The following is a 25,515-nucleotide window of genomic DNA, read 5'->3' on the forward strand; positions in this document are numbered from 1 at the left end:
AGAACATTGGCTATAGAAAACGAACTGCTCGAACGGGCTAAACAGGCAAGAGAACAGGCGTACGTTCCGTATTCAAAATTTCCGGTAGGTGCAGTTTTTGTAGGAGAGGACGGCGAATGGTACGAAGGGTGTAATATTGAGAACTCGTCGTATGGATTAAGCAACTGTGCAGAACGGACAGCCGTGTTCAGCGCGGTGCGCACAGGCATGCGAAGCGGGAAAATGGCGGCTGTCGTCGCTGATACGAAAGGGCCGGTGGCTCCGTGCGGTGCCTGTCGGCAGGTGCTTTCTGAGTTTCTGCCGAAGGATGCCCGGATTGTATTGGGCAACCTGCATGGTGAAATGAAAGTAACAACGATGGAAGAGCTGCTCCCGGGAGCATTCGGTCCGGAAGATTTATAGTATGAAAGCAGGAAAGAAGAGGGAAAATAATGAGTGAATCGTATCATTCCGGATTTGCCGCTTTGATCGGGCGTCCCAATGCGGGAAAATCCACATTAATGAATCAGGTGCTTGGCCAAAAGATTGCGATCATGAGTGACAAAGCACAAACAACAAGAAATAAAATCCAGGGCGTCTATACGACGGAAGACTCCCAGATTGTTTTTATCGATACCCCGGGAATTCACAAGCCAAAGCACAAGCTGGGCGATTTTATGGTTCGTGCGGCTCTGCAGACGCTGAACGACGTTGATATTATTTTATATCTGATCGATGCGTCAGAGTCATACGGCCCTGGCGAGGAATATATTATCGAAAAACTAAAGCGGACAGACACACCGGTATTTTTAATCGTTAATAAGATTGATAAAGTTCATCCCGACGAACTGCTCAAAGTGATTGCGAGCTATTCCGAACGGTATGATTTTGCCGAGGTAGTGCCTGTTTCTGCATTGAACGGCAATAATGTGACGACGCTTCTCGAAGAACTTACCAAATATCTCGAGGAAGGGCCGCAATTTTATCCGGAAGATCAGGTCACTGATCACCCGGAACGGTTTATCGTGAGTGAACTGATACGTGAAAAAGCGCTGCAGCTTACGCGCGAAGAAGTTCCGCATTCGCTCGCCGTCGTTATCGATGAAATGAAAGAACGGGAAAACGGGGCAGTGTATGTGGCAGCTACAATTGTTGTTGAACGCCCGACCCAAAAAGGCATTATTATCGGTAAGCAAGGCTCAATGCTTAAGGAAATCGGGCAGCGGGCCCGGGCAGATATTGAGTCGATGCTTGGCTCGAAGGTGTTCGTGGAGCTCTGGGTGAAGGTGGAAAAGGACTGGAGAAACAGTGCGTATCTGCTTCGTGAGAACGGGTATCGCGAGGACGAATATTAAGAAATCGCCTGGGAGCGGAGGAACAGCATGATTCAGAAAACAGAAGGAATTGTTTTGCGGACTGCTTCCTACGGGGAATCCAATGTAGTGTTAACGGTTTATACAAGAGAGCACGGGAAGATGGCGATGATGGCCAAAGGGGCAAAGAAGCCAAGCAGTCGCCTGCGCTCGATCTCCCAGCCGTTTGTCTACGGGACGTTTGTGTACTATCCGGGCAAAGGAATGAGAACGCTCAGTCAGGGAGACGTCACGGAGTCATTTCGCAGCGTGCGTGAAGACATCGTTCTCACTTCCTATGCATCCTATTTGTCCGAACTTCTTGATAAAGTTACTGGGGACCAGGAGCGAAATCCTTATTTGTTTGAGCTGTTCTGGCAGCTTCTGCGGCGTATCGATGAAGGCGAAGATGCTGAAGTGCTTATCCGTCTGTTTGAAGTGAAAATGACTGCAGTGGCAGGCATCCAGCCCGTGATCGACCGCTGTGTGAACTGCGGCCGGCAGGAGGGTACATTTCATTTTTCCATCCGTGAAGCGGGCTTTCTCTGTCATCAGTGCTGGGATATCGATCCGTACCGCTTCCGCATTCAGCCGAAAACGGTGAGGCTTTTGCGGATGTTTTTCTACATTGATGTGCACCGGATCGGCTCTGTTTCTGTATCGGCCGAAACGAAAAAAGAGCTGAAGGATGTGCTGAACAGCTATTATGATGCGTATGCAGGTATTCATTTAAAGGCAAGGCGTTTTCTGGAGCAGATGGAAAAGTGGAACGTCGAATGAGTGCTTGACACACTCGCAAATGTTAAGTACTATTTCAATACAATCATAACGATGCGCATGGAAAGAAAGTAGTAGCAATCTTCTTCAGCATTAGCGAGTGCAGGATAGTGAAAGCTGCACGCTGACCGGTTGTGAAGGCGTTCTGGAGCGCGGAATGGATAAAGCGGCTTTTCGGCTGTAATGCCGAAAAAGCAAGTAGGGTGGAACCGCGGTAATAACCGTCCCTATACCTGAGTGACAGGTATAGGGACTTTTTTAATGAAAATAAACGAAGAACAAAAGGGGTGTTTAACATGGCAATGAATATTCAGGAAATGATTTTAACATTGCAGAACTACTGGGCGGACCAGAATTGTATTATTATGCAGGCCTACGATGTGGAAAAAGGAGCGGGGACGATGAACCCGATGACATTTCTGCGGAGTATCGGACCGGAGCCGTGGAACGCAGCATACGTAGAACCATCGAGACGACCGGGCGACGGACGCTACGGGGAAAATCCGAACCGTTTGTATCAGCATCATCAGTTTCAGGTAGTCATGAAGCCTTCGCCGGATAATATCCAGGAGTTGTATTTAAAAAGCCTGGAAGCAATCGGTATTGATCCGCTTGCCCATGATATTCGCTTTGTAGAGGACAACTGGGAGGCTCCGACGCTGAGTGCCTGGGGCCTGGGATGGGAAGTCTGGATCGACGGCATGGAAATTACCCAGTTTACGTATTTCCAGCATGTTGGCGGCATGGATGCCCACCCGGTGACAGCTGAAATTACATACGGCATTGAACGGCTGGCGTCGTATATTCAGGATAAGGAAAACGTATTTGACCTGGAATGGGTGCAGGGAGTTTCATACGGAGATATGTTTTTGCAGGCGGAATACGAGCATTCAAAGTATTCGTTTGAAATTGCGGATAAAGAGCTTCTGTTAAATCAGTTTGCCGCAAGTGAAAAGGAAGCAGAGCGGGCTATTGAGGAAAAACTGGTGCTCCCTGCCTATGATCACGTATTAAAATGCTCGCATTTGTTTAACCTGCTCGATGCCCGCGGGGCGATTTCAGTGACGGAGAGAACCGGATATATTGCACGTGTGCGCAATCTGGCAAGAAAGTGCGGGAAAGCGTATTACGAAGAACGGGAAAAACTAGGATTTCCGCTACGGAAGCAGGAGGCGATGAATGATGACAACTAATCACTTTTTACTTGAAATCGGCGTGGAAGAAATGCCCGCCCGCTTTGTGGAGGGGGCGGTCAAGCAGCTGAAGGAAAAAACGCAAATCTGGCTGCAGGAGCAGCGGCTCAGCTATAGCACCGTGCACATGTTTTCTACTCCGAGACGGCTCGCGCTCCGGATTGAAGACCTGTCCGATTATCAGGAGGATATGGTCGAGGAGGCCCGCGGACCGGCTAAGAAGATCGCTCTTACAGAAGACGGGGAATGGAGCAAGGCTGCTTTAGGTTTTGCCAGAGGCCAGCAGGTCGATACGGAGGATCTGTACTTTAAAGAGGTGAAAGGCACGGAGTACGTTTTCGTGGAAAAAGAACATAAGGGCCGGCCGACCTCAGAACTGCTGCAGGAGATGGAGGCAATTATTACGTCTCTCGCTTTTCCGAAAAATATGCGCTGGGGAAGTCACGAACTCCGCTTTGTGCGTCCGGTTCAATGGCTCGTGGCGTTGTACGGAGAGACAGTAATTCCATTTACGATTACAGACCGCACAGCCGGCAATATTTCTTACGGACACCGGTTTTTGGGGAATGCCATTACTATTCACAAGCCGGAAACGTACGAGCAGCAGCTGAAAGAGGAGTACGTGATTGCGGATGCGTCTGAAAGAACAGAATTGATTCGCAGTCAGATCGAAGAGATTGAAGCGGAAAACAACTGGCACATTCCGATCGATGATGAGCTGCTTGCCGAAGTGAATCAGCTCTTGGAATACCCGACTGCGCTTTACGGCTCATTCGATGAAGCATATTTGAACATTCCGCGGGAGGTGCTCGTTACTTCCATGAAAGAGCACCAGCGGTATTTTCCGGTGGAAAATGATGAAGGCAGTCTCCTTTCGTATTTCATTACAGTGCGAAACGGTAATGCTGAGCACCTTGACCAGGTCCGGAAGGGAAATGAGAAGGTACTGCGTGCGCGTCTGGCGGATGCCCAATTTTTCTATGACGAAGATCAGAAAGTGTCGCCGGAGGAAGCAGTGGAAAAATTAAACCACGTAATTTATCAGGAAAACCTGGGTACAGTCGGCGAAAAGGTAATGAGAGTGGAGGCTGTCAGCACCAGGCTGGCAGAATACCTGCAGCTGGACAGCACGAAGGTACAAAATGTTAAGCGTGCCGCTCATATTTCCAAATTTGACCTCGTAACGTTAATGGTAGACGAGTTCACTGAGCTCCAGGGAATTATGGGAAGAGAATATGCCCGGATGGCAGGAGAAAACACCGCAGTTGCCGAAGCTATTGCAGAACATTATAAACCAAAGTCCGCCGGAGATGCTCTCCCGGAAAATGTCGAAGGCGCGGTTATTAGCGTAGTGGATAAAATGGACACTATTGTTTCGAGCTTTGGTGTAGGGATGGTGCCGACCGGATCCCAGGACCCTCATGGGCTGAGAAGACAGGCAGCAGGTATTGTCCAGACAATTACCGGGCACCGGTTTCCGCTGACAGTTCAACAGCTGATCGTTCTGGTGATGGATGAAATCAAAGAGCGTTCTCTTCTTCAGCGGGAAGAAGCGGATGTCCTGAAGGATCTTGAAGAATTCTTTACCCAGCGCGTCCGCCAAAAGCTGCTTGATGAGGGTGTGCGTCACGATATTGCGGATGCTGTGCTGCTTCATCTTGGCGAAAGAATTGATGTAGTGACAGAGAAAGCCGGATTTATTCAAGCGCGCGCTGAAGAAACAGACTTCAAAGAAACGGTGGAAGCACTCAGCCGGGTGACCAATATCACAAAAAACACAGACAGTGGTGCGGATATTCAAACAGAGCTGTTCGAGGCTGAAGAGGAAAGAGAGCTTTACGAAAAAAGCAAAACCTTGAACCATCAGCTTGATGACACGCTCGGGCAGGCGGATGTCGCCGGTGCGTATCAAGCGCTTCAGGCAGTTACGCCGGCAATCAATGCCTACTTCGATCATGTCATGGTTATGGCTGAAGACGAACAGGTAAAGCAGAACAGACTGCAGCAGATGGCACTGTTATCCAAGGAAATTGAACGGTTCGCCCGCTTTCGGAGCATTGTTTTTTCATCGTAAAGCAATGCGTCCGTGCGAAGCGCCGATGAAGGTGGGGAGTCACTATCGAATTAACAGAGCGTCAGGAAACCATCCTGCAGATTGTTAAAGACAACGGTCCGATCACCGGGGAGCACATCGCAGACAGGCTTTCACTGACGAGAGCCACCCTGCGCCCGGATCTGGCCATTCTCACAATGTCAGGATTTTTAGAAGCAAGACCAAGAGTAGGATATTATTATACTGGAAAAACAGACACTGAAGAGCTGAATAATCAGCTGCAGAAGTTAACCGTCAAGCATTATCAGTCGATCGCAGTGGTCGTCTCGGAATCAGACAGTGTGTACGATGCCATCTGCACCATGTTCCTTGAAGATGTCGGCACTCTCTTTGTGGTGGATAAACAAGGCTATCTGGCCGGCGTCCTTTCAAGAAAAGATCTGCTGCGGGCGAGTCTCGGCCGCCAGGATACGGAAGCAATCCCTGTAAGTATTATTATGACAAGGATGCCCAACATTACTATCTGCAAAAAGGAAGACCTGGTCGTTTATGCAGCAACCAAGCTGATCGAGCGTCAAATTGATGCTCTGCCAGTAGTAAAAGACGCCGGCGATGGAAAGTATGAAGTGGTCGGCAGGGTCACGAAAACGAATATAACTAAAGTATTGGTGGATCTGGCCAATAACCAATTATTTTAACCCGAGGAGGCAGACATGACCACAAAACAAGAGCGTCCAGTAGTATACGTAGTGTCCGATTCGGTAGGAGAAACAGCTGAACTGGTAGTAAAGGCCGCTGCGAGTCAGTTCGGGGAAGACGGAATGGAAGTCCGCCGTATTCCGTACGTTGAAGATGAGGGCACGGTGGAAGAGGTCATTCAGCTCGCCAAGGAAGCCAGGGCAATGATTGCCTTCACGCTGGTGATCCCCGAGATCAACCAGTACCTCCGGGAGCACGCGGAGGAGGCCGGGGTAGACACCGTTGACATTATGGGCCCGGTACTCGATAAAATGGTGACGCTCACGAACCAGCAGCCAAGATATGAGCCTGGTCTCGTATATCGCCTGGATGAAGACTATTTCCGTAAGGTGGAGGCAATCGAATTTGCGGTCAAATACGATGACGGCCGTGATCCGCGGGGCATTGTCCGGGCGGACATTGTGCTGATCGGCGTTTCGCGAACCTCAAAAACGCCTCTGTCCCAGTATCTGGCCCATAAGCGTCTGAAGGTGGCAAACGTGCCGCTGGTTCCGGAGGTGGACCCGCCGGAAGAATTGTTTAATATTCCGAGTGAAAAATGCATCGGGCTTCGGATCAGCGCCGATAAATTGAACCGGATCCGTTCGGAACGACTGAAAGCGCTTGGACTGAGACCGGAAGCAAACTATGCGAGTATGGAGCGTATTCAGGAAGAGCTCGACTATTCGGAAGCGCTGATGAATAAAATCGGCTGTACGGTGATTGATGTGTCCAACAAAGCTGTGGAAGAAACAGCCAATATTATCTCCAATATGTTTCAGCAGCGCTAGGAGAGAATCAGCATGACGAAAAAGGAACCCACAGTGTATGTGGACGCTGACGCATGTCCGCATAAAGAAACGATCGATAAGTGGGGAGCGGGCAAAAGCATGCGGATCGTTTTTGTGGCGAGCAGCGCCCACGCCTCAAATAAAGTGTATGAAGCAGAAACCGTAATGGTGGAAAACGAGCCCGAAGCGGCGGATATGTATATCTGGAACCATGTTTCTGCCGGAGATCTGGTGATCGCCGATGATCATGGCCTGGCAGCAATTGCTCTTGAAAAAGGAGCGGCGGTCCTCTCTTTCCGGGGGAAGCGCTGGAAAAAGGGTGACGAAGAATGGCTGCTTGCCGGCCGGTATGCCGGCGTACTGGCCAAACAGGGAAAGCACAGAGTTAAAGGGCCTAAAGCAATATCGATTGAAGAACGCCAGCGTTTTTTTGAAGGCCTGGAAATTTTTGAAGCAGGCGGCAGTGAGTCCAAATGGTAATAGGCTCATCAGGGAGGAAACAAAGTGGCAGCGTTTATTCCAGAAGAAAAAGTTGCTGAGATTCGGGAAAAAACAGACATTGTCGAAGTCATCAATGATTACGTACAGCTAAAAAAACAGGGCAGGCATTATCTCGGTCTGTGTCCTTTTCATGGAGAAAACACCCCGTCATTTTCTGTTTCGCCGGAGCGACAGCTGTATCACTGTTTTGGCTGCGGCGCAGGCGGCAATGCCATAACTTTTTTGATGGAGCACGACGGCCTGACATTTGTGGAAGCTATTCAATCCCTTGCAGCCAAAACAGGTACCGAGCTGCCCGAGCTTGAAGATCAATACCCCGGCGAACGGGAACAGCACCAGGCCAAAAAAGATGCGCATCAAATGGCGGCCAAGTTTTATCATCATCTGCTGATGAATACAGAACAGGGCAAAGAAGCCTATGACTATTTAACGGCGCGGGGAATTAGTGAAGAGATTATTGAAGAGTTCCAGCTCGGCTATGCACCGGAGCGAAACAATATGCTTGTACAGCTGCTTGAAAAAAGAGAATATGACCTTGAAGAAATGGAAGAAGCCGGACTGATTCTCCGCCAGGAATCCAGCTGGCAGTGGAATGACCGTTTTCGCGGGCGGGTCATGTTTCCTATTCATAACCAGCGAGGGCAGGTTATCGCCTTTGGCGGCCGGGCGCTCGGGGAAGGTGCGCCGAAATACTTAAACAGTCCGGAAACACCCATCTTTTTAAAGCATGAAACGCTCTACTCATTTTCCAAAGCCCGGCAGGCAGTCCGCAAACAGGATGAAGCCGTCCTGTTTGAAGGCTATATGGACGTTATAGCTGCCTGGAAAGCGGGAGTGAAAAACGGGGTTGCGGGTCTTGGCACGGCCTTCTCTAAACGGCAGGCCGAGCAGATCCGAAAAGCAACAGACAAAGCGGTAATTGCTTATGACGGTGACAATGCCGGACGGGCAGCGGCATGGAAAACCGGAGATATTCTTGAAAAGCAGGACATCAATGTACGGGTGGCAATGTTCCCGGCAGAAATGGACCCGGACGACTATATTCAGGCGTACGGGGCAGAAGCATTCAAGGTACAGCTGGCGGAGCGTGCGGTACCTTTTATGTCCTTTAAGGTTCAGGAACTGCGTAAAAATAAAAACCTTAAAAATGAAGGAGACCGTCTTGCCTATATCGAAGAAGTACTCCGGGAAACATCTGTGATCAGCAGTGCTGTAGAACGTGAATTCTACATGAAGCAGCTGGCAGAAGAATTTGATCTGTCGATGGAAGCTCTCCGTGAGGAAGAACGCAAAGTACAAAAAAAGGAACAGCAGGAAAAGGCAGCAAAGGCTCCTTCGTCTGCGGAAGCAGGCAAACGGTGGCGGAGCGGAGCGCTTCCGAAAAAGCAGGTGTCGATGCGATCGGCTTATGAAAATGCTGAACGGACGCTCCTCGCCTTTATGCTTCAGAACCGGGAGGTGGCTGAAGAGGTTAAAGAGCGTATTGGGGGAGAATTCAACATTGATGCCCATACAGCGCTCGCAGCATATTTATATGCTTATTATGACGACGGCCATGATCCTGATGTAAGCCGGTTTATGGAATACGTTGAAGAGCAGGAGCTTGTAAACCTGGTGTCTGAGCTGATGCATCTTGACATTCCCGCAGAAATATCAGATAATGAAATGTCTGACTATGTTGAACAGATTAAAATTCGACCAAAACGGGAAGAATTACTGCAAAGGCAGAAACAGCTTAAAGACGCTGAAAGAAATGGTGATTCAGAAACAAATCAGCGACAGTTGCTGACAAGAATCATGGAATTGATGATGCAGCTGAAGAAAAACTAGCCTGAAGCAATTTGCTTGCGCTTTTCCTTTGTGGTTGATAAGATATGATCACGATAGAAGGAAAGCGTGCCAGTTTGATGTGCACGCTCTTTCTATGTGCCTGCCGTCCTTTCAACCAGCTAAGAAAATACCAGGAAAAGAAATCGTCGGCACAGACAATTGCGGGCATGTAAAGAGACAGGGTAGGATTCAAGGTGTGAAGCTTGGAAGGAGGGAGATCGAATGGCGGAAAAACCAAGCCGTCCGCTGGCGGAAGGTGAAATGTCGGTCGATCAGGTAAAAGAACAATTGCTCGAAACGGGCAAAAAACGTGGAACGTTAACGTATGCAGAAATAACAGAAAAACTCTCCAGTTACGACCAGGATTCTGAGCAAATGGATGAGTTTTTTGAATACCTTGGTGAACAAGGCGTTGATATTATCAACGAGGGAGAAGAAGTTCCAAGCATGGAACAGGTGGAAAAAGAAGACACCCTCGACTTGAATGATTTAAGCGTCCCTCCAGGCATTAAAATTAACGATCCAGTCCGGATGTATTTAAAAGAAATCGGCCGTGTGCCGCTTCTTTCTGCAGAAGAAGAAATTAATCTTGCCACTAAAATTGAAGAAGGCGACGAAGAAGCAAAACGCCGTCTCGCAGAGGCCAACCTTCGTCTGGTTGTTTCGATCGCAAAACGTTACGTCGGACGCGGCATGCTTTTCCTCGACTTAATTCAGGAAGGCAATATGGGTCTGATCAAAGCGGTGGAAAAGTTTGACCACAGCAAAGGGTTCAAATTCAGTACGTACGCTACGTGGTGGATCCGTCAGGCAATCACCCGTGCTATTGCCGACCAGGCGAGAACAATCCGTATTCCGGTGCACATGGTGGAGACGATCAACAAGCTGATCCGCGTGCAGCGTCAGCTGCTGCAGGACCTTGGCCGTGAACCGCTTCCGGAAGAAGTTGCCAAAGAAATGGATCTGACTCCGGATAAAGTAAGAGAGATTCTTAAAATCGCCCAGGAGCCGGTATCGCTGGAAACTCCTATCGGTGAAGAAGACGACTCTCATCTTGGTGACTTTATTGAAGACCAGGAAGCGATGGCCCCATCGGATGCAGCTGCTTATGAACTACTGAAAGAGCAGCTCGAAGATGTACTTGACACGCTTACGGACCGCGAAGAAAACGTTCTCCGTCTCCGGTTTGGCCTTGATGATGGACGCACCCGCACCCTCGAAGAAGTGGGCAAAGTGTTTGGTGTGACAAGAGAGCGTATCCGTCAGATTGAAGCCAAAGCGCTAAGAAAGCTTCGTCACCCGAGCCGCAGCAAACGATTAAAAGATTTCATGGACTAATGAATTCATCATAGATACAAGGGGACGCATGCTTCCATTAAGCAGGTGTCCCCTTTTTTATTTTACATAGAAGAGAGAGGAAAACATGAAAAAAGCTGTATTGTCGGACAGACTGGCAGTTATCGTGGAACAAATTGACCAGGGAGCGGTGGTCGCAGATATTGGCACGGACCACGGGCTGGTTCCGGTCGAAGCAGTTGTGCACCGGGAGGCGGAGCATGCAGTAGCAGCTGATGTGAATGCAGGTCCGCTCCAGGCTGCATCGGACTACATTGCCTCCTGTGGATTAACAGGTAAAATTGACACCCGCCTCGGGAGTGGACTCACTGTCCTGAAAGAAACCGATCGTATTGATACAGTAGTTATCGCCGGGATGGGTGGCACGCTGATCACAGAAATTTTAGAGGAGGGAAAGGCACATCTCCGCCCGGTGCAGAAGTTGATCCTGCAGCCTAACGTCTCCGCGGGCCGGATCCGCCAGTGGCTGTTTGACAATGGCTGGAAGCTTACCAATGAGCGAATCCTGAAGGAGGACCGCCATGTGTATGAAGTTTTGACGGCAGTGCCGGGGGAAGCGGAAGCGCCGTACCGGGAAAACCAGGAGCCTTTTGAAAAACAGCTGTTGTTCGGCCCGTATCTGCTTAAGGAGCGGAACAATGCTTTTAAGGATAAATGGATGAGGGAAAAAGATAACTGGCAGCAGATTTTACAACAGCTGGCAAACGCCGTTCCGACAGAACAGACAACGGCAAAGAAGCAAAAATTAAACCAATATATTGCATGGGCTGAGGAGGTTATTACATGAATACTGTACGTGACGTTATCCGGGTATTTGAAGAATGGGCGCCGCCATCGCTTGCTGTGGAAGGCGACCGGGTTGGCCTGATGATTGGGGACTGGAACCAGCCGGTCACAAAGGTGCTTACTACTCTGGATGTATCCGAAGAGGTGGTGGATGAAGCTGTCAAAGCAGGGGCGGAGTTAATCATTGCCCACCATCCGCTGCTTTTTCGTCCGATAACGTCGCTCGATGTGGCAAATGGACAGGGGCCGGTAATTGAAAAATGCATTAAGCATGACTTAACCGTCTATGCCGCGCACACGAACCTTGACATTGCACCCGGGGGCGTGAATGACATGATGGCAGAAGCGCTCGGTTTAACGAACACGGAGGTGCTGGCTGCGACAGGTGAAGACCAGCTGTATAAGTTGGTGGCCTTTGTGCCGGCGTCCCACGCTGAAGAAGTAAGACAAGCGTTGGGAGACGCGGGCGCCGGCTATATCGGCGGGTACAGTCACTGCACGTTTTCTGCTGCGGGTACTGGAACGTTCATCCCAGGAGACGGCACGGATCCTTTTTTAGGGGAGCAGGGGAAAATGGAGTTTGCGGATGAAAAGCGGATGGAAACTATTGTGCCTGCCTCTCTCCGGCAGACCGCAGAAGCCGCTTTAACCGCCGCTCATCCCTACGAAGAACCGGCCTACGATGTGTATCCGCTCGCTATCCCAGGTGAGCCTTACGGGCTTGGCAGAGTGGGGGAACTTCCGGAGGAAATGACGCTTGAAGCGTTTGTGGAGCAGGTGAAAAAAAGCTATGACGTGCCGTTTGTCCGCGTAGTGGACGGGAAAACCGACCGGGTCAAACGCGTGGCTCTGCTCGGAGGCGATGGCAACAAATACTGGAAGCAGGCGCTTTCGAAGCAGGCAGATGTGTACATTACCGGCGATATTTATTTCCATACAGCCCAGGATGCGGCAATGGATGGCCTCACGATGATAGACCCCGGCCATCACGTGGAAAAAATTATGAAAAAAGGCGTGCAGAAGGAGATGCAGAACCGCAGCCAGGGCCGGCTGCAGGTGGAATGGCTGGCTTCTGCTTTGTCTACCGAACCATTTCGGCTGGCATAATAGAAAAAATCCCTCCGCTTGATCGCGGAGGGGTTTTTTTATGATTTTGCTTTGATTTTTGGAAGGATTTTTGACTTATCGATATGGGACTCGGTGTCCCACGTGGATGAATCGTTTGGATCGTACTGGTCGATAAACAGGATAACTTCCTTGGTGATTAACGTTGGGGTGGAAGCACCCGCTGTCACCCCTACAGAGTTGACATTTTCAAGCCAGCTTAAATCCAGCTCGGTTAAGTTGCTGATCCGGTAAGCTGTTGTGCCGGCAACCTGTTCTGACACCTGGGCCAGCCGGTTGGAGTTATTGCTCTTCGGATCACCGACAACGAGCACCAGATCTACATCCTTTGCCTGTTCAGCTACCGCTTCCTGACGGACCTGGGTGGCGTTGCAGATTTCATTATGGATTTCTGCATGCGGATAAATTTCTCTTGCCCGGTCCATGATGTCAGAAACGTCCCACTGGCTCATGGTCGTCTGGTTAGTCATGATAATCCGTTCCGACTTAATGTTTAAGCTTTCAAGATCATCGAGTGTTTCCACTAAATGCACAATGTCCGGAGCGACACCGACAGCGCCTTCCGGTTCCGGGTGTCCTTTTTTGCCGACATAGATAAATTCATAGCCCTGGTCTTGTTTTTCCCGTATTAAGTCGTGGGTGACGGTAACATCGGGGCAGGTGGCATCAATGGTGGTCAGTCCTTTTTCTTCGGCAAGCTGGCGTACTTCCGGAGAAACGCCGTGAGCTGTATATACAACTGTTCCCTTATCCACCTGCCGGAGTATTTCAAGCCGGTTAGGCCCGTCGAGGGAAATGACACCTTCTTCTTCAAATGCGTCAGTCACGTGCTTATTGTGTACGATCATGCCTAAAATATAGATTGGGCGCGGAAGCTCCTGGTTACCGGCGGCTTTTTTCGCCATTACCATCGCATCGACAACGCCGTAGCAGTATCCACGTGGTGAAATTTTTGTTACTTCCATAAAGGCCTCCTGTTTCATAATTTGAACCGTGAGGTCTTGCGTGTACGCGCTGACTTTACGTATGCAGTCATGTAAAACGATTCTGGATTCATTATACTACCTAAGCGTCTGGTTGAAAAGAAAGGACGGCTGAAGGGATGCATTCCTTTAATATTTTGTGAACAGAAGCAGAGGAGAAGCTATGGTTTCTATTTTAACTATGATAAAATATGGAGATGCAAAAAATGCGTAAATGAAAAGAGAGTTAGGTGAACAGCGTGGAAAACCGCTTTAAACAATACAATATTCCGGCATACGCCCTCAAGCTGCTGGATAAAAAACGAATTCAAAAACCAACGGATATTCAGGAACGGCTGATGCCCGCCGCGATTAATGGCAAGGATGTTATCGGCCAGTCGCAGACCGGATCAGGGAAAACACTTGCGTATCTGCTGCCAATTCTGAGCAGAATCGACACCTCCAGAGCGGAAGTGCAGGCAGTCATTACAGCACCTACCCGGGAGCTCGCCGGCCAGATTTTCGGTGTCCTGAAGGAAATTACGGATGAAGATGAAACCTCTTCGGTACGTGCCAAGCAGGTATCCGGGGGCACGGACCGCTCCAGAGTGATGGAGCAGCTCCGTAACCCACCGCACATTATTGTAGCCACTCCAGGGCGGCTGAAGGATATGGTTGGAGAAAATGTTATCAATGTACACACGGTAAGCATGCTCGTCATTGACGAAGCAGATCAGATGCTTGATATGGGCTTTTTGGAAGAAATTGATCCGGTGGCCGGAAAAATGGCAGATAACCTGCAGATGATGGTATTTTCTGCAACGGTACCGGAAAGCCTGCAGCCGTTTCTGCGCAAATATATGAACAATCCTAAGCATGTGCACGTAAAGCCGGAGCATGCGACGCCAAAAGAAATGACACATTACGGCATCGCGCTCAGGCACCGCAGCCGTCTTGATGTGACAATGGAGCTTGTAGACCGGCTGCAGCCGTTTCTTGCCATCATATTTGCAAGCACGAAGGAGGAAGCGGACGAACTGGCAGGGGAAATGTTCAAAAAACAATACCCGGTAGAAGTGCTGCACGGCGGTCTGCCTTCGAGGCAGCGCAAACAGGTCATGAAACGGATTCAAAATCTGGAGGTTCAGTATCTGGTAGCTACCGACCTTGCTGCCCGCGGTATGGATATTCCGGGTATTTCCCACATTATTAACTACAGCCTGCCGAAGGAACTGGAATACTTTATTCACCGGACGGGCCGTGCCGGGAGAGCCGGACTGACAGGAGAGTCCTATACTCTGATGGGAGAAGACGACCGGAAAGCCGTTCTTTCTCTTCAAAAGCAAGGTATCCGCTTCACGTTCATGGACTTTCGTAAAGGAACGTGGACCGAGCTCTCCAAACCGCTGTTTGCCACCAAGCAGACGAAACGCAAGCCTGCGCCTGCTCCTGACGCCATGCCGGTGAAAAAACCGAAAAAAGTGAAGCCGGGCTATAAGAAGAAAGCGATGGCAGACCAGACGGCGTCCCGCCGCCGCAAACGAAAATAACAATTGAGGTGATGACTGTGCTTTTAGGCTCGCATGTATCCATGAACGGAAAAAAAATGCTTCTTGGTTCAAGTGAAGAAGCGGCTTCGTACGGAGCGACAGCGATGATGATTTATACAGGAGCGCCGCAGAACACCCGGCGCAAACCGATCGAAGAATTAAATATCGAAAACGGGCACGCCCACATGAAAGAAAACGGCATTGAAGAGGTAGTGGTCCATGCACCGTATATTATTAATATCGGCAATACAACCAAGCCGGAAACATTTCAGCTGGGTGTGGATTTTCTGCGCAATGAAATCAGCAGATCCGAGTCGCTCGGGGCAAAGCAGATTGTTCTTCACCCGGGGGCGCACGTTGGAGCCGGCACAGAAGCAGGCATTAAAAAAATTATCGAGGGCTTAAATGAAGTTATTTATCCGGACCAGAAGGTGCAAATCGCGCTTGAAACAATGGCGGGCAAAGGCTCGGAGTGCGGAATAAGCTTTGAAGAGCTTTCGGAGATTATCAGTGGAGTAACTCACAACGATAAACTGAGTGTCTGCTTTGATACGTGCCACACGCATGATGCGGGCTACGATATCGTGGGGGATCTGGACGGCGTGCTGGAGTCGTTCGATCATTATGTCGGCCTCGACCGGCTGAAGGTGCTTCATATTAACGACAGCAAAAACGAACGCGGAGCAGGTAAAGACCGTCACGAAAATATTGGTTACGGCTATATCGGCTACAGTACGTTAGCAGAAATTGTGCATCACGAGGCGTTTGCTTCTGTGCCTAAAATACTGGAAACACCTTATGTCGGCACAGATAAGAAAAATAAAAAACCACCGTATAAGCACGAAATTGCGATGCTCAGACAAAAAGAATGGAAAGCGGACTGGCGGGATGAATTAATGCCGGCAGAGGTGTAAATGTCTTCTGCATGAACGCGTGAAGCGTTCATGCTTTTTTATTTCTGGAAGCCCAGGAAAAGGCATTAGGAACAAGGATAGCAACAAGCACGCCCCACATGCATTCATGCGGGGCGTGCTTGCTTTATTCGTTGTTCATATCAAGAAATCTCGATGCCCACTCAAACAATACCAGCTGGCTGTTAACGGCGGGCTCTCCGGGCGCAGGCTCAACGTAATGATAATAACCGCTGCTGTACTGCTCCCTTGCCTTCACATTATCCTGCAGGATCAGCTCCAAAATGGCACTGAGCCGCTTTTTTAAAATAGGTTCGTAGACTGGAAACATGATTTCAATTCGTTTTTCCATGTTTCTTGTCATCCAGTCAGCCGACGACAAATAATAGTCGTCACGGGCGCTGTTGGCAAAATAAAAAATACGGGTATGCTCAAGGAAACGGCCGACGATGCTGCGGACGGTGATGCTTTCGCTCACTCCGGGGATTCCTGGTTTCAGGCAGCAGATACCGCGCACAATAAGTTCAATGCGTACACCGGCCCGGGAGGCTTCATACAGTTTAATAATGAGCTCTTTATCTGTTAACGAATTCATTTTGGCAATAATATGCCCGCTTCCGTCCTGGCGGTGGCAGTCAATCTCCCGCTGGATTAAATGAATCAGCTCCTCGCGTATCCCTTCCGGAGAAGTGCTGATTTCATTCCAGTACGGCTGCTGGGAAAAGCCGCTTAAATGATTAAAAAAGTTAGTGGCATCCTCACCGAAGGAGGGGCGGGTCGTAATCATGCCCATATCGGTGTACACTTTAGCGGTGGAATCGTTGTAGTTGCCGGTACCAAGATGCACATACCTCTTGATGCCATCTGCTGTCTTCTTGACGATCAGCACAATTTTACTGTGGGTTTTCAGTGATGTAATACCGTAAATGACGTGAACACCGGATTTCTCAAGGGTTTTCGCCCATTGGATATTATTTTCTTCATCAAAGCGTGCCTTCAGCTCGACGAGGACCGTCACCTGTTTACCCTGTTCCGCCGCTCTTGCCAGTGCAGCAATAATGGGGGAGTCCCCACTGACCCGGTAAAGAGTCTGCTTAATCGCTAAAACGTCCGGGTCGTCGGCTGCTGTGGAAATAAAGTCGATAACGGGCTGGAATGATTCATAAGGATGGTGCAGTAAAATGTCCCGGTTATCGGAAGCATTAAACACATCGGAATCAGTAATCAAATCCTCCGGCGGCTGGGGGATAAGCGTTTCATACACAAGATGCTCCCATTCCGGCGCGAGTTCCTCACAGAGCGGAAACAGGAAAGTTAAATCGATCGGCCCCTTCAGGGTATACACGTCGTCTGGGTGAACCTCGAGGGCTTCGAGCAGAAACTCAAGAATATAGTCATCCATCATGCCGTGCTGGCATTCCAAACGAACAGCGGCTCCCCATTTGCGTTTTTTTAATTCTTTTTCAATTTCGCGGAGCAGATCGCGGGCGCCCTCCTCATGAATGGTTAAATCTGCGTTCCGGGTGATCCGGAACGGAGAAGCACTTACGACGGTAAAACCCTTGAAGAGCATATGGATAAATTCTGCCAGTACCTGCTCAAGCAGAATATACTCCCGGCTGCCGTCGGATGATGGAAGCACAAGGAAGCGGGGGAGCACCCCGGGTACCTGTACAATCGCAATGCTCTCTTTTTCATAACCGGCTTCTTTCTGGAGCCGGACGGCCAGATTCAGGGATTTGTTTAAAAGCATAGGAAACGGGCGGTAGGCGTCTACGGCCATCGGTGTCAGCACCGGCATAATATTGGACATGAAATATTCCTGGATATATTCATACTGGCCGCTGTTTAATTCAAGCGTCGAAAGAAAACGGATATTTTCTGAGGCCAGCAGCGGGACAGCTGTTTCCGTAAAAAAATGATCCTGCAGCCGCACAAGCTCTGAGTTTTTTTCGGTGATGGCCGAGAGCTGCTGCTTCGGCGTGAGCCCGGCTTTGTTTTCGGGTTTATTGAACCCTGCTTTTACCTGGTCTTTTAACCCTGCCACCCGAACCATGAAAAATTCATCCAGGTTGGAGCTGAAGATACCTAAAAACCGCAGGCGTTCAAGGAGTGGATTGGTCTCGTCGAGCGCCTCTTCGAGCACGCGCTCATTAAACGCAAGCCAGCTGATCTCCCGGTTGTTATAATATGCTGGGTTTTCAAGGTCAATATGTGTCTGAGTCGTTTCGGTCATGGTAGAATCCGCCTTTCTTTACACCCTGGTCGCTCCTGGGCCAATTGTATCAACGAAATGTTAAGTGCATGTAAAGATTCACGAAAAAAGCATTGTTCAGCTGGAAAAAGCAGAAACCGGCGATTGCTCGTGGAAGTGAAGCACAATCTCACGGTTGATCATTTTTTCCAGGTGTTTTTTATACTTATCCGCTTTGGCTTCCTCAAAAGAGGAATGCATGCCCTCGCGGCAGTATATATGGAAGTGAAGCTCTTTGCCTTCTTTTTCAATGCCAAGTCCGGAAACGATATTGCGGCGCGTGCGGTTGAGCGAGTAAGAGAATTTTAAAATGCTTCCAAGAAATTCGAGCCGTTTCAGACTGTTTTTCTGCATATATGGCTGGAATGGCTTTGCGAACTGTTTAAACATCGATTTAGATTTGAAGGATGACACAAGCGACATGGCGATTCGTTCTTCGTGCGTAATGCCGTCGATGGAACGGTTGGTTAAAATGTAAAAGGTGTGCTGGCTGCTTGCTTCAGAGCTGATGTACTCCCCGATATAAAGAACCTGGGCTGCGCGGTTCAGCAGGCGGTGGTTGTCTTCATGCAGATAGGATTTTGGAATATACGGCTCCAGGCTGTTGTACATGGAAGAAGCAATGTTTCCAACTTCATCCACATAGTCCGGGTTAATCTCGAATTCCCGGTTCAGCTGGTAAAAGCTTTCCTCGATCACGTCCGGAAAATGGGGATACATTTTATCCCGGAGCAGCTCTTCAAACAACAGTCCGTCACGGAGGCCCTTGCTGCTGATTAAATAGTAGGAGGCATCGATATGCTTATAGAGCTGGGAAATGATCCGTACGGCGGGAATAATGACGTCCGCCCGGTCCTTGGAAAGCCCTTCGATATTTTCCCGTTCGGATAAGCTTGATTTTTCAAGAAGCTCCATTGTTTCGGCAATATCGTCACCGGTCATGGAATACTGGTGCAGCCCGGCGAGAGGATAGTTGATGGAGGCCTGGTGCACGAGCACCATGTTCCGGGAACTGCCGCCGATACCGACGACCGGAAGGTTTTCCCCTTCTTTTTGCAGCCAGGAAACCTTCTGAAATTGTTTTTCAATCCATTTGTTCATCTGCTTCAGGTTGCTCGAGGTGACTTTGTTATCATTTGGAAGAAACTTCTGCTTTAATGTCAGAGCGCCGAAAGGGAAGCTGTGGGTACGAACGAGTTCCCTGTTTTTAAACATGGTTACTTCTGTACTGCCGCCCCCGATATCAATAGTGATTCCTTCAGACAGGCTGGTGGAATTCACTACTGCAAGATACCCATAGGAGGCTTCCTCTTCCCCGGACAGAACCCGGATGGGAAAATCGATGCGTTCTTCAATATACTGTAGAACTTCTTCACGGTTGGAGGCACCGCGCACAGCTGCGGTGGCCACAGCATGAATGGTCTGAACGTCGTGAAAGCGCAGAACTTCTTCAAACTGCTGGAGAGTATGCAGCAGAATATCTCTTCCTTCATGGGTAAGCGCGTTCTGGTCGTCGATATGGTTGCTCAGACGGGCGACGGTTTTTAAATTATGAAGCTCGCGGTATCCGCGTTTTTCGTCCACTTCATTAATTACAAGACGTATTGAGTTGGAACCTATATCGATAACGGCGACTTTTTCTTTCGCTTGAAACATCTTCATCATTCCTTAGAATTAAATTTGATTTCGTTTAATTGCTTTACTATTAACTATCATACAAAGAATAACCATGAATTGTATACACGATTAAGCAAAGAAGATTTACAGAAGCAAAAAGGTTTTGTATACTTTTCCTATCAATAAATCGTAACGATTCCTAATTGTTCTGGAAAGAAGGAGGCTTCCTGGTGGAAGATTCAACAAACACGCTGCTTGAAGTGAATCATCTTTCGTTTCGCTATGAGTCAGAGCTCGTATTGGACGATATCAATATGAATATAAATCGCGGAGATTTCGTAGGTCTGGTCGGGCCGAACGGCTCGGGAAAATCTACGCTCGTCCGGGTTCTTTTAGGCCTGCACAAGCATTATAAGGGAGAAGTGCGATGGTTTGGAACGCCCGTACGCCAATTTCACCAATGGCCGAAGATCGGCTATGTTTCTCAAAAAGCGAATCGTTTTAATGCCGGATTCCCGGTGACGGTATATGAAGTCGTAGCTATGGGACTGTACGGTAAAAAAGGGCTGCTCCGGTTTTTGAATCGTAAAGACAGGCAGCGCATTCACGAAGCGCTCGAGCAGGTGGATATGCTCGGCTATAAAAAGAAGAATATGGGTCGGCTTTCCGGGGGGCAGCAGCAGCGGGTGTTTATTGCACGTGCCCTTGTTAGCGACCCAGAGGTACTGATTTTGGACGAACCGACCGTGGGGGTGGATGCTGCATCCGCTCAGGCGTTTTATGAACGGCTGAGCCACTGGAACAGGGAGAAGGGTATTACTCTTATACTTGTCACCCACGATGTAGGAGCGATGACCAAATATGTGACAAAAGTAGCCTGCCTGAACCAACAGCTTCATTTTCACGGAACGACACGGGAATTTGAAGAAAGTGATCTTGCCGGCGCTTACGGACACGATGTGCATATTATCCATCACGAGCACGATCACCATGCAGGAGGAGCCTGATGATTTTTCTGGAATTTGATTTTTTAAGATATGCGCTCATCATCGGCCTCATGATCGGCGCGGTCGCTCCGGCTGCAGGTGTGTTCGTAGTGGTCAGAAAAACACCGATGATCGCCGATGCGATGTCGCATACAGCGCTGACCGGCATCGCCTTTCATCTCTGGCTCGCTTCCTTCTGGGTGTGGCTCAGCGAATGGAACCCTCTTTATACCGGTATTTTATTTACGTTCATCGTGTCGTTTGTGATTGAGTATCTGCGCCGGCGTTTTCAAACATTTCAGGAGCTTTCCATTCCGGTGGTGATGGCTTCAGCCATTGGGCTCGGAGTCGTTTTTATTTCTCTGGCGGATGGTTTTAATAATGATTTGTTTAACTATTTATTTGGAAGCATTCTTACGGTAAATGCCGCAGATGCACTGGTAATTGGTGTTATTTCTGCTGTATCACTGCTGTTGTTTCTGCTGTTTTATAAAGAATTATTATTCCTGGCTTTCGACGAAGAACAGGCTGCCGTAAACGGCATTCCGGTGCAGAGAGTGAATTTATTATTTGCCGGCATCGCAGCGGTCATAGTTGCTTCTTCCATATCTATTTTGGGAGTGCTGCTCGTGTCCGCTTTAATTACCCTGCCGGCGGCAGCAGCGCTCCGGATCGCTTCCACCTTCAAAAGTATGTTTTTGTATGCGGTGCTTTTCGGAGAAACAGCTGTTCTGGCCGGCTTTTTTGCTTCATATTATTATGACCTGAGCTCAGGCGGCACAATCGCAGTCATTTCCTTTCTTATATGGACATTCGTTGTACTGGCTGAAAAAGCCACTGGACGAATACGTCAGCGTACGTGGGAAGAGGCGAAATGGGCGGACAAAGCAAATCAATAGCACAGATAAGCGATCCTTGTGTAAAATAAAGAATAGAGAGTGACGGCTATGTTTGATTTTAATTTTGTGGAACGAAGCATTATAGCAGCGGTGTTGATTGGACTGACGGCACCTTTGATCGGCTCGTTTTTAGTCGTGCGCCGGTCCTCGCTGATAGCAGATTCTCTCGCTCACGTTACCCTTGCCGGCGTAACGGCAGGAGTGCTCGCCGGTAATCTGCAGGCTTTTTGGGATATCAATCCGTTATACAGCGGCTTTATATTTGCGTTTGCCGGCTCGTTGATCATTGAACGGGTACGTCACACCTACGGAGGCTTCCAGGAGCTTGCCGCCCCGATTTTAATGGCGGCAGCGGTAGGACTGAGCGCTGTATTTATGTCTATATCCGCTGACGGGGTGACGGAGTGGTACGGCTATCTGTTTGGAAGTGTGGTCTCCGTACAGATGGAAGACCTTTGGTTTATCGGAGTAATGACGATTGCTGCTCTCGGGCTGCTTGCGGCGTTTGGCAGGGAGTTGATGTTTCTTTCCTTCGATGAAGAAATGGCAGCTGCTGCTGGAATACCAGTTAAAATTTTCAATGTACTGCTTGCTGTACTACTTGCGATTGTTATTTCTGCATCGATGCAGGTGGTCGGAGTGCTGCTTGCCGGGGCGTTGATTACGCTGCCGGCAGCGGCCGCCATGCAGTGGGCTTCCGGCTTTAAACGAATGCTTCTGATTGCTGTTATTATCGGGGAAGCCTCCGTGGCAGCCGGTGTGACTGGATCCATATTTCTTGGCATTGCTTCCGGAGGCGGCACTGTAGTGACAGCTGCTTTTATACTTTTTGCGACTTTAGTTCTCAGAGTATGGATCAACTGGAAAAGAAACAGGAGGCTTAAATATGAACGTCACCAAAGCGCTTAATATTATGAAGGAACAAGGGTTTAAATATACAGCCAAGCGTAAAGAGCTGCTCCAGCTTTTTTCAGATGAAAAACGCTATTTGACAGCGAAGGAAGTACTGCATTCCCTGCAGAAAAATTACCCGGGAATGAGCGTGGACACTGTCTATCGCAATCTGTCCATATTCGAGGAAATGGATATTCTCGAGATGACAGAGCTTGAAGGAGAAATGCATTTTCGTTTTTCCTGTTCAACAACGGTCCATCATCACCACCTTATCTGCCTCGAGTGCGGAAAAACGAGAGAAATTGAGACGTGTCCGATGGACTGGCTGAATGAAAACGTCGACGGCGGTTTTGAAGTAACGGGGCATAAATTTGAAATTTACGGCCTTTGTTCGGAATGCAAAAAAGCGAAACACAAGGAAGCTGCGCCGGCATAATCATAGGTGCTACAGCAATAACAGGGGAAACAAAAAAAGCTCCGCCCTTAAATGGGTGGAGCTTTTTTGCGTCGAGAGCTTAATTTGTCAGTTCTTTTTCTTTTGCTTCCCGTTCTTTTTCTGCTTCTTTAGCGTAGTGCTCTTCAGCAATTTTATCAACTTCGATCTTCAGCTCTTCCACCATGGTTTCTTCCGGAACCTTCCGGATAATTTCCCCGTGACGGAAAAGAAGACCTTCGCCTTTTGCACCGGCAATACCGATATCGGCTTCTCTTGCTTCGCCGGGACCGTTAACGGCGCAGCCGAGCACGGCTACCTTAATCGGAGCTTTAATTGTGGAAATGTATTCTTCCACGTCGTTGGCAATGCTGATCAAATCAATTTCAATACGTCCGCAGGTCGGACATGAAATAAGAGTAGCCGCGTTGGATGCGAGGCCGAATGTTTTCAGCAGCTCGCGTCCGACTTTTACTTCCTCTACCGGATCGGCACTGAGGGAAATACGTAGTGTACTTCCGATTCCTTTACTCAGAATAGCACCGAGTCCGGCAGAGCTTTTGACCGTGCCTGCGAATTGAGTGCCTGATTCAGTAATCCCAAGGTGAAGCGGGTAACTGAATGCCTGAGCCGCTTTTTCATAAGCTTCAATAGCCAGGTGTACGTCTGAAGCTTTCATCGAAACGATGATATCGTAAAAGCCGAGCTCTTCAAGGATGGAAATATGGTAGAGAGCACTTTCGACCATTCCGTCTGCAGTTGGATATCCGTATTTATCAAGGATCCGTTTTTCGAGGGATCCGGCGTTTACACCGATACGGATCGGAATGCCTTTGGCTTTGGCTGCCTCAACAACCTCTTCCACTTTTTCCCGTTTCCCGATGTTGCCCGGATTGATCCGGATTTTATCAGCGCCGCCTTCAATAGCTTTCAAGGCCATATTATAGTCGAAGTGGATATCGACAACGAGCGGAATATTGATGCGCTGTTTAATTTTTGGAATTGCTTCAGCATCCTTCATTTGTGGGCATGCGACGCGGACAATCTGGCATCCGGCCTCTTCAAGGCGATGAATTTCTGCGACGGTCGCTTCCACGTCGTGAGTTTTTGTTGTGGTCATGCTTTGTACTACTACTTCATTACTGCCACCGATCGTCACATTACCTACTTTGACTGCTCGGGTTTCGCTGCGGTGGGTTATTTGGCTCATGTATCCATTCGCCCCTTTATATTGGTGAATTTATTTCGTGCCTCGTCTAATGCAACAACAATAGTTAATAGTGGTCTATAACACATCGTAATTGTATCAGTGGGTGTGTACTCTTGGCAAGCAGTTGCTTCCAGAGAGCGGAAATCGGAATTGCAAAAGCCGGTATTTTGTAAAATGATGAGAAACTAACGAAAGGATGCGGGCGGTGTAACTTTTTCCCGGAGCTTACGACTATAGATGCGACGAATATAAAAATATTGGTCGTCAAAGTATAGGATTGGAAATGAAAGGGCATAAGAAGGAGAGTTGGGCATAATGAAGTGGTGGCAGCAGACATTAGCAGCCGGGGTAGTTACGTTAGGGGTTCTTGGGGTGAGCCAGGAGGCGTCAGCAGACGCTGCAGCAGGAGATGTAACGGTGACGCTCGGCCAGGACCTGTCTTCAGATCAAAGAAGTTCTATGCTTGAAGAGATGGATGTGACTGAAGGGGAAGTACCGGTCGTGGAGGTCACAAATGAAGAAGAATACCAGTATCTTGGAGATTATTTAAGCAGCTCTGAAATTGGTTCGCGCGCGTTATCTTCTGCAAAAATTACTGCAGCTGAAGACGGGGAAGGCATCGATATTGAAACGAATAAAATAGATACAGTTACAGAAGGAATGTATGCAAACGCGCTGGCAACAGCGGGAGTAGAGGATGCAGAGGTTTACGTGACAGCTCCGTTTGAGGTATCCGGAACGGCAGCACTGACCGGTATTTTAAAAGCCTACGAACAGCAGAACAATGTCAACATATCCGAGGATCAAAAACAGGTGGCAAATGAAGAGATTGCCAAAACATCTGAGCTTGGTGAAGATATCGGTAAAGAAGAAGCAACAACACTAATTACACAAATCAAGCAGGAAATAAACAACACAGAAATTAATAATACGGAAGATATCCGGGTCATCGTGCAGAATGTTTCAGGCGATATGAATATTGAACTGAGCGAAGAGCAGACAGATGAGCTTGTGTCCTTATTCGACCGGATGCAGAACTTAAATATCGACTGGTCACAGATGGAGAGTCAGCTTGATAAAGCTTCGGAAAACATCGACAGCTTTGTAAACAGTGAAGATACGCAGAATTTCCTTTCGCGCATCGTTGCTTTCCTCGAACAGATGCTTGATTCCGTGCAGGGATGGTTTAACAGCGACTCTGAAGAATCAGCATAATATTAATAAAAGAAAAGAGGCCGCGTGGCTTCTTTTTTTTGCAAAGAAGACGCTTAAAGCTGACAACCGGAAGACAGAAGAGTTACAATAATTGTGAAACGAT

General features: G+C 48.7%; 23 protein-coding genes. 19 read left to right on the plus strand and 4 right to left on the minus strand.

From position 1 onward, the window contains the following. Nucleotides 1–12 precede the first annotated feature (12 nt). The 12 genes from Q9M42_RS06880 (at nucleotide 13) to Q9M42_RS06935 (ending at nucleotide 12,463) form a co-directional block, all read left to right on the plus strand. A complete protein-coding gene (locus tag Q9M42_RS06880; protein WP_322525940.1) occupies nucleotides 13–402 on the plus strand; it encodes a cytidine deaminase in 390 nt (129 codons plus the stop codon). Nucleotides 403–431: 29 nt separating this feature from the next. Beyond that, a complete protein-coding gene (gene era / locus Q9M42_RS06885) occupies nucleotides 432–1,334 on the plus strand; it encodes a GTPase Era (RefSeq protein ID WP_091611883.1) in 903 nt (300 codons plus the stop codon). A gap of 27 nt (nucleotides 1,335–1,361) precedes the next feature. After that, nucleotides 1,362–2,111: a DNA repair protein RecO gene (gene recO / locus Q9M42_RS06890; protein ID WP_322525763.1), complete on the plus strand. Its 750-nt coding sequence runs from the start codon at nucleotides 1,362–1,364 to the stop codon at nucleotides 2,109–2,111. Nucleotides 2,112–2,410: 299 nt separating this feature from the next. Further along, nucleotides 2,411–3,301, plus strand: coding sequence for a glycine--tRNA ligase subunit alpha (glyQ, locus tag Q9M42_RS06895; RefSeq protein WP_322525941.1), 891 nt, complete (start codon nucleotides 2,411–2,413; stop codon nucleotides 3,299–3,301). Continuing rightward, complete coding sequence (gene glyS, locus Q9M42_RS06900; protein WP_322525942.1) at nucleotides 3,291–5,375, plus strand: glycine--tRNA ligase subunit beta; 2,085 nt, start codon at nucleotides 3,291–3,293, stop codon at nucleotides 5,373–5,375. The genes glyQ and glyS overlap by 11 nt, the downstream gene beginning before the upstream one ends. Before the next feature lie 44 nt (nucleotides 5,376–5,419). Beyond that, the gene (locus Q9M42_RS06905) at nucleotides 5,420–6,052 is read left to right on the plus strand and encodes a helix-turn-helix transcriptional regulator (RefSeq protein ID WP_322525943.1); all 633 of its coding nucleotides are present in this window, start codon (nucleotides 5,420–5,422) and stop codon (nucleotides 6,050–6,052) included. A gap of 15 nt (nucleotides 6,053–6,067) precedes the next feature. Beyond that, entirely contained in the window at nucleotides 6,068–6,883 is an 816-nt protein-coding gene (locus Q9M42_RS06910; RefSeq protein ID WP_322525764.1) for a pyruvate, water dikinase regulatory protein, read from the plus strand. A gap of 12 nt (nucleotides 6,884–6,895) precedes the next feature. Next, entirely contained in the window at nucleotides 6,896–7,363 is a 468-nt protein-coding gene (locus Q9M42_RS06915) for a DUF188 domain-containing protein (protein WP_322525765.1), read from the plus strand. A gap of 24 nt (nucleotides 7,364–7,387) precedes the next feature. Further along, nucleotides 7,388–9,214: a DNA primase gene (gene dnaG / locus Q9M42_RS06920; RefSeq protein WP_322525766.1), complete on the plus strand. Its 1,827-nt coding sequence runs from the start codon at nucleotides 7,388–7,390 to the stop codon at nucleotides 9,212–9,214. A gap of 222 nt (nucleotides 9,215–9,436) precedes the next feature. Further along, nucleotides 9,437–10,552 (plus strand): RNA polymerase sigma factor RpoD, encoded by a 1,116-nt coding sequence (gene rpoD, locus Q9M42_RS06925; RefSeq protein ID WP_022794962.1) that lies wholly within the window; start codon nucleotides 9,437–9,439, stop codon nucleotides 10,550–10,552. Between the two features lie 85 nt (nucleotides 10,553–10,637). Next, nucleotides 10,638–11,357 (plus strand): tRNA (adenine(22)-N(1))-methyltransferase, encoded by a 720-nt coding sequence (locus Q9M42_RS06930; RefSeq protein WP_322525767.1) that lies wholly within the window; start codon nucleotides 10,638–10,640, stop codon nucleotides 11,355–11,357. Then, complete coding sequence (locus Q9M42_RS06935; protein ID WP_322525768.1) at nucleotides 11,354–12,463, plus strand: Nif3-like dinuclear metal center hexameric protein; 1,110 nt, start codon at nucleotides 11,354–11,356, stop codon at nucleotides 12,461–12,463. The genes Q9M42_RS06930 and Q9M42_RS06935 overlap by 4 nt, the downstream gene beginning before the upstream one ends. A 38-nt stretch (nucleotides 12,464–12,501) precedes the next feature. Here Q9M42_RS06935 and Q9M42_RS06940 read toward each other — a convergent pair whose 3' ends face one another. Further along, on the minus strand, nucleotides 12,502–13,446 hold the full coding sequence (locus Q9M42_RS06940) for a 4-hydroxy-3-methylbut-2-enyl diphosphate reductase (protein WP_322525769.1): 945 nt from the start codon (nucleotides 13,444–13,446) through the stop codon (nucleotides 12,502–12,504). Nucleotides 13,447–13,694: 248 nt separating this feature from the next. Here Q9M42_RS06940 and Q9M42_RS06945 point away from each other — a divergent pair, with 248 nt between their 5' ends. Together Q9M42_RS06945 and Q9M42_RS06950 are read left to right on the plus strand one after the other, a co-directional pair. Beyond that, nucleotides 13,695–14,993, plus strand: a complete 1,299-nt coding sequence (locus tag Q9M42_RS06945) for a DEAD/DEAH box helicase (RefSeq protein WP_322525770.1) — start codon at nucleotides 13,695–13,697, stop codon at nucleotides 14,991–14,993. Between the two features lie 11 nt (nucleotides 14,994–15,004). Next, entirely contained in the window at nucleotides 15,005–15,907 is a 903-nt protein-coding gene (locus Q9M42_RS06950; protein WP_322525771.1) for a deoxyribonuclease IV, read from the plus strand. A 124-nt stretch (nucleotides 15,908–16,031) separates the two neighbouring features. On the opposite strand, the gene Q9M42_RS06955 is transcribed toward Q9M42_RS06950, so the two are convergent. Continuing rightward, the gene (locus Q9M42_RS06955) at nucleotides 16,032–18,140 is read right to left on the minus strand and encodes an RNA degradosome polyphosphate kinase (RefSeq protein ID WP_322525772.1); all 2,109 of its coding nucleotides are present in this window, start codon (nucleotides 18,138–18,140) and stop codon (nucleotides 16,032–16,034) included. 96 nt (nucleotides 18,141–18,236) lie between these two features. Next, nucleotides 18,237–19,814 carry an exopolyphosphatase gene (gene ppx / locus Q9M42_RS06960; RefSeq protein ID WP_322525773.1) on the minus strand — a complete coding sequence of 526 codons (1,578 nt, stop codon included), beginning with the start codon at nucleotides 19,812–19,814 and terminating at the stop codon, nucleotides 18,237–18,239. A 188-nt stretch (nucleotides 19,815–20,002) separates the two neighbouring features. On the opposite strand from ppx, the gene Q9M42_RS06965 reads away from it, so the two are divergent. The 4 genes from Q9M42_RS06965 to Q9M42_RS06980 are packed head-to-tail and all read left to right on the plus strand — an operon-like array spanning nucleotide 20,003 to nucleotide 22,990. After that, entirely contained in the window at nucleotides 20,003–20,782 is a 780-nt protein-coding gene (locus Q9M42_RS06965; protein ID WP_440972316.1) for a metal ABC transporter ATP-binding protein, read from the plus strand. Continuing rightward, entirely contained in the window at nucleotides 20,782–21,660 is an 879-nt protein-coding gene (locus Q9M42_RS06970; protein ID WP_322525775.1) for a metal ABC transporter permease, read from the plus strand. Before Q9M42_RS06965 ends, Q9M42_RS06970 begins: the two co-directional genes overlap by 1 nt. A 48-nt stretch (nucleotides 21,661–21,708) precedes the next feature. After that, nucleotides 21,709–22,569 (plus strand): metal ABC transporter permease, encoded by an 861-nt coding sequence (locus tag Q9M42_RS06975; RefSeq protein ID WP_322525776.1) that lies wholly within the window; start codon nucleotides 21,709–21,711, stop codon nucleotides 22,567–22,569. Beyond that, complete coding sequence (locus tag Q9M42_RS06980) at nucleotides 22,547–22,990, plus strand: Fur family transcriptional regulator (protein WP_322525777.1); 444 nt, start codon at nucleotides 22,547–22,549, stop codon at nucleotides 22,988–22,990. The genes Q9M42_RS06975 and Q9M42_RS06980 overlap by 23 nt, the downstream gene beginning before the upstream one ends. A 79-nt stretch (nucleotides 22,991–23,069) precedes the next feature. Here Q9M42_RS06980 and ispG read toward each other — a convergent pair whose 3' ends face one another. After that, nucleotides 23,070–24,197 carry a flavodoxin-dependent (E)-4-hydroxy-3-methylbut-2-enyl-diphosphate synthase gene (gene ispG / locus Q9M42_RS06985; protein ID WP_079476828.1) on the minus strand — a complete coding sequence of 376 codons (1,128 nt, stop codon included), beginning with the start codon at nucleotides 24,195–24,197 and terminating at the stop codon, nucleotides 23,070–23,072. A 315-nt stretch (nucleotides 24,198–24,512) separates the two neighbouring features. Here ispG and Q9M42_RS06990 point away from each other — a divergent pair, with 315 nt between their 5' ends. Then, a complete protein-coding gene (locus Q9M42_RS06990; protein ID WP_322525778.1) occupies nucleotides 24,513–25,412 on the plus strand; it encodes a DUF1002 domain-containing protein in 900 nt (299 codons plus the stop codon). Nucleotides 25,413–25,515: the final 103 nt, after the last annotated feature.

It is taken from the genome of Marinococcus luteus, from assembly GCF_034497705.1.
GTDB classification, from domain to species: domain Bacteria; phylum Bacillota; class Bacilli; order Bacillales; family Marinococcaceae; genus Marinococcus; species Marinococcus luteus_A.

What these genes read in the sequence shown, in the direction of transcription:
- era (WP_091611883.1), top strand. Translation starts at nt 432, where the DNA reads ATGAGTGAATCGTATCATTCCGGATTTGCCGCTTTGATCGGGCGTCCC.
- recO (WP_322525763.1), top strand. Translation starts at nt 1,362, where the DNA reads ATGATTCAGAAAACAGAAGGAATTGTTTTGCGGACTGCTTCCTACGGG.
- glyQ (WP_322525941.1), top strand. Translation starts at nt 2,411, where the DNA reads ATGAATATTCAGGAAATGATTTTAACATTGCAGAACTACTGGGCGGAC.
- glyS (WP_322525942.1), top strand. Translation starts at nt 3,291, where the DNA reads ATGACAACTAATCACTTTTTACTTGAAATCGGCGTGGAAGAAATGCCC.
- Q9M42_RS06910 (WP_322525764.1), top strand. Translation starts at nt 6,068, where the DNA reads ATGACCACAAAACAAGAGCGTCCAGTAGTATACGTAGTGTCCGATTCG.
- Q9M42_RS06915 (WP_322525765.1), top strand. Translation starts at nt 6,896, where the DNA reads ATGACGAAAAAGGAACCCACAGTGTATGTGGACGCTGACGCATGTCCG.
- rpoD (WP_022794962.1), top strand. Translation starts at nt 9,437, where the DNA reads ATGGCGGAAAAACCAAGCCGTCCGCTGGCGGAAGGTGAAATGTCGGTC.
- Q9M42_RS06930 (WP_322525767.1), top strand. Translation starts at nt 10,638, where the DNA reads ATGAAAAAAGCTGTATTGTCGGACAGACTGGCAGTTATCGTGGAACAA.
- Q9M42_RS06935 (WP_322525768.1), top strand. Translation starts at nt 11,354, where the DNA reads ATGAATACTGTACGTGACGTTATCCGGGTATTTGAAGAATGGGCGCCG.
- Q9M42_RS06940 (WP_322525769.1), bottom strand. Translation starts at nt 13,446, where the DNA reads ATGGAAGTAACAAAAATTTCACCACGTGGATACTGCTACGGCGTTGTC.
- Q9M42_RS06950 (WP_322525771.1), top strand. Translation starts at nt 15,005, where the DNA reads ATGACTGTGCTTTTAGGCTCGCATGTATCCATGAACGGAAAAAAAATG.
- Q9M42_RS06955 (WP_322525772.1), bottom strand. Translation starts at nt 18,140, where the DNA reads ATGACCGAAACGACTCAGACACATATTGACCTTGAAAACCCAGCATAT.
- ppx (WP_322525773.1), bottom strand. Translation starts at nt 19,814, where the DNA reads ATGTTTCAAGCGAAAGAAAAAGTCGCCGTTATCGATATAGGTTCCAAC.
- Q9M42_RS06970 (WP_322525775.1), top strand. Translation starts at nt 20,782, where the DNA reads ATGATTTTTCTGGAATTTGATTTTTTAAGATATGCGCTCATCATCGGC.
- Q9M42_RS06975 (WP_322525776.1), top strand. Translation starts at nt 21,709, where the DNA reads ATGTTTGATTTTAATTTTGTGGAACGAAGCATTATAGCAGCGGTGTTG.
- Q9M42_RS06980 (WP_322525777.1), top strand. Translation starts at nt 22,547, where the DNA reads ATGAACGTCACCAAAGCGCTTAATATTATGAAGGAACAAGGGTTTAAA.
- ispG (WP_079476828.1), bottom strand. Translation starts at nt 24,197, where the DNA reads ATGAGCCAAATAACCCACCGCAGCGAAACCCGAGCAGTCAAAGTAGGT.
- Q9M42_RS06990 (WP_322525778.1), top strand. Translation starts at nt 24,513, where the DNA reads ATGAAGTGGTGGCAGCAGACATTAGCAGCCGGGGTAGTTACGTTAGGG.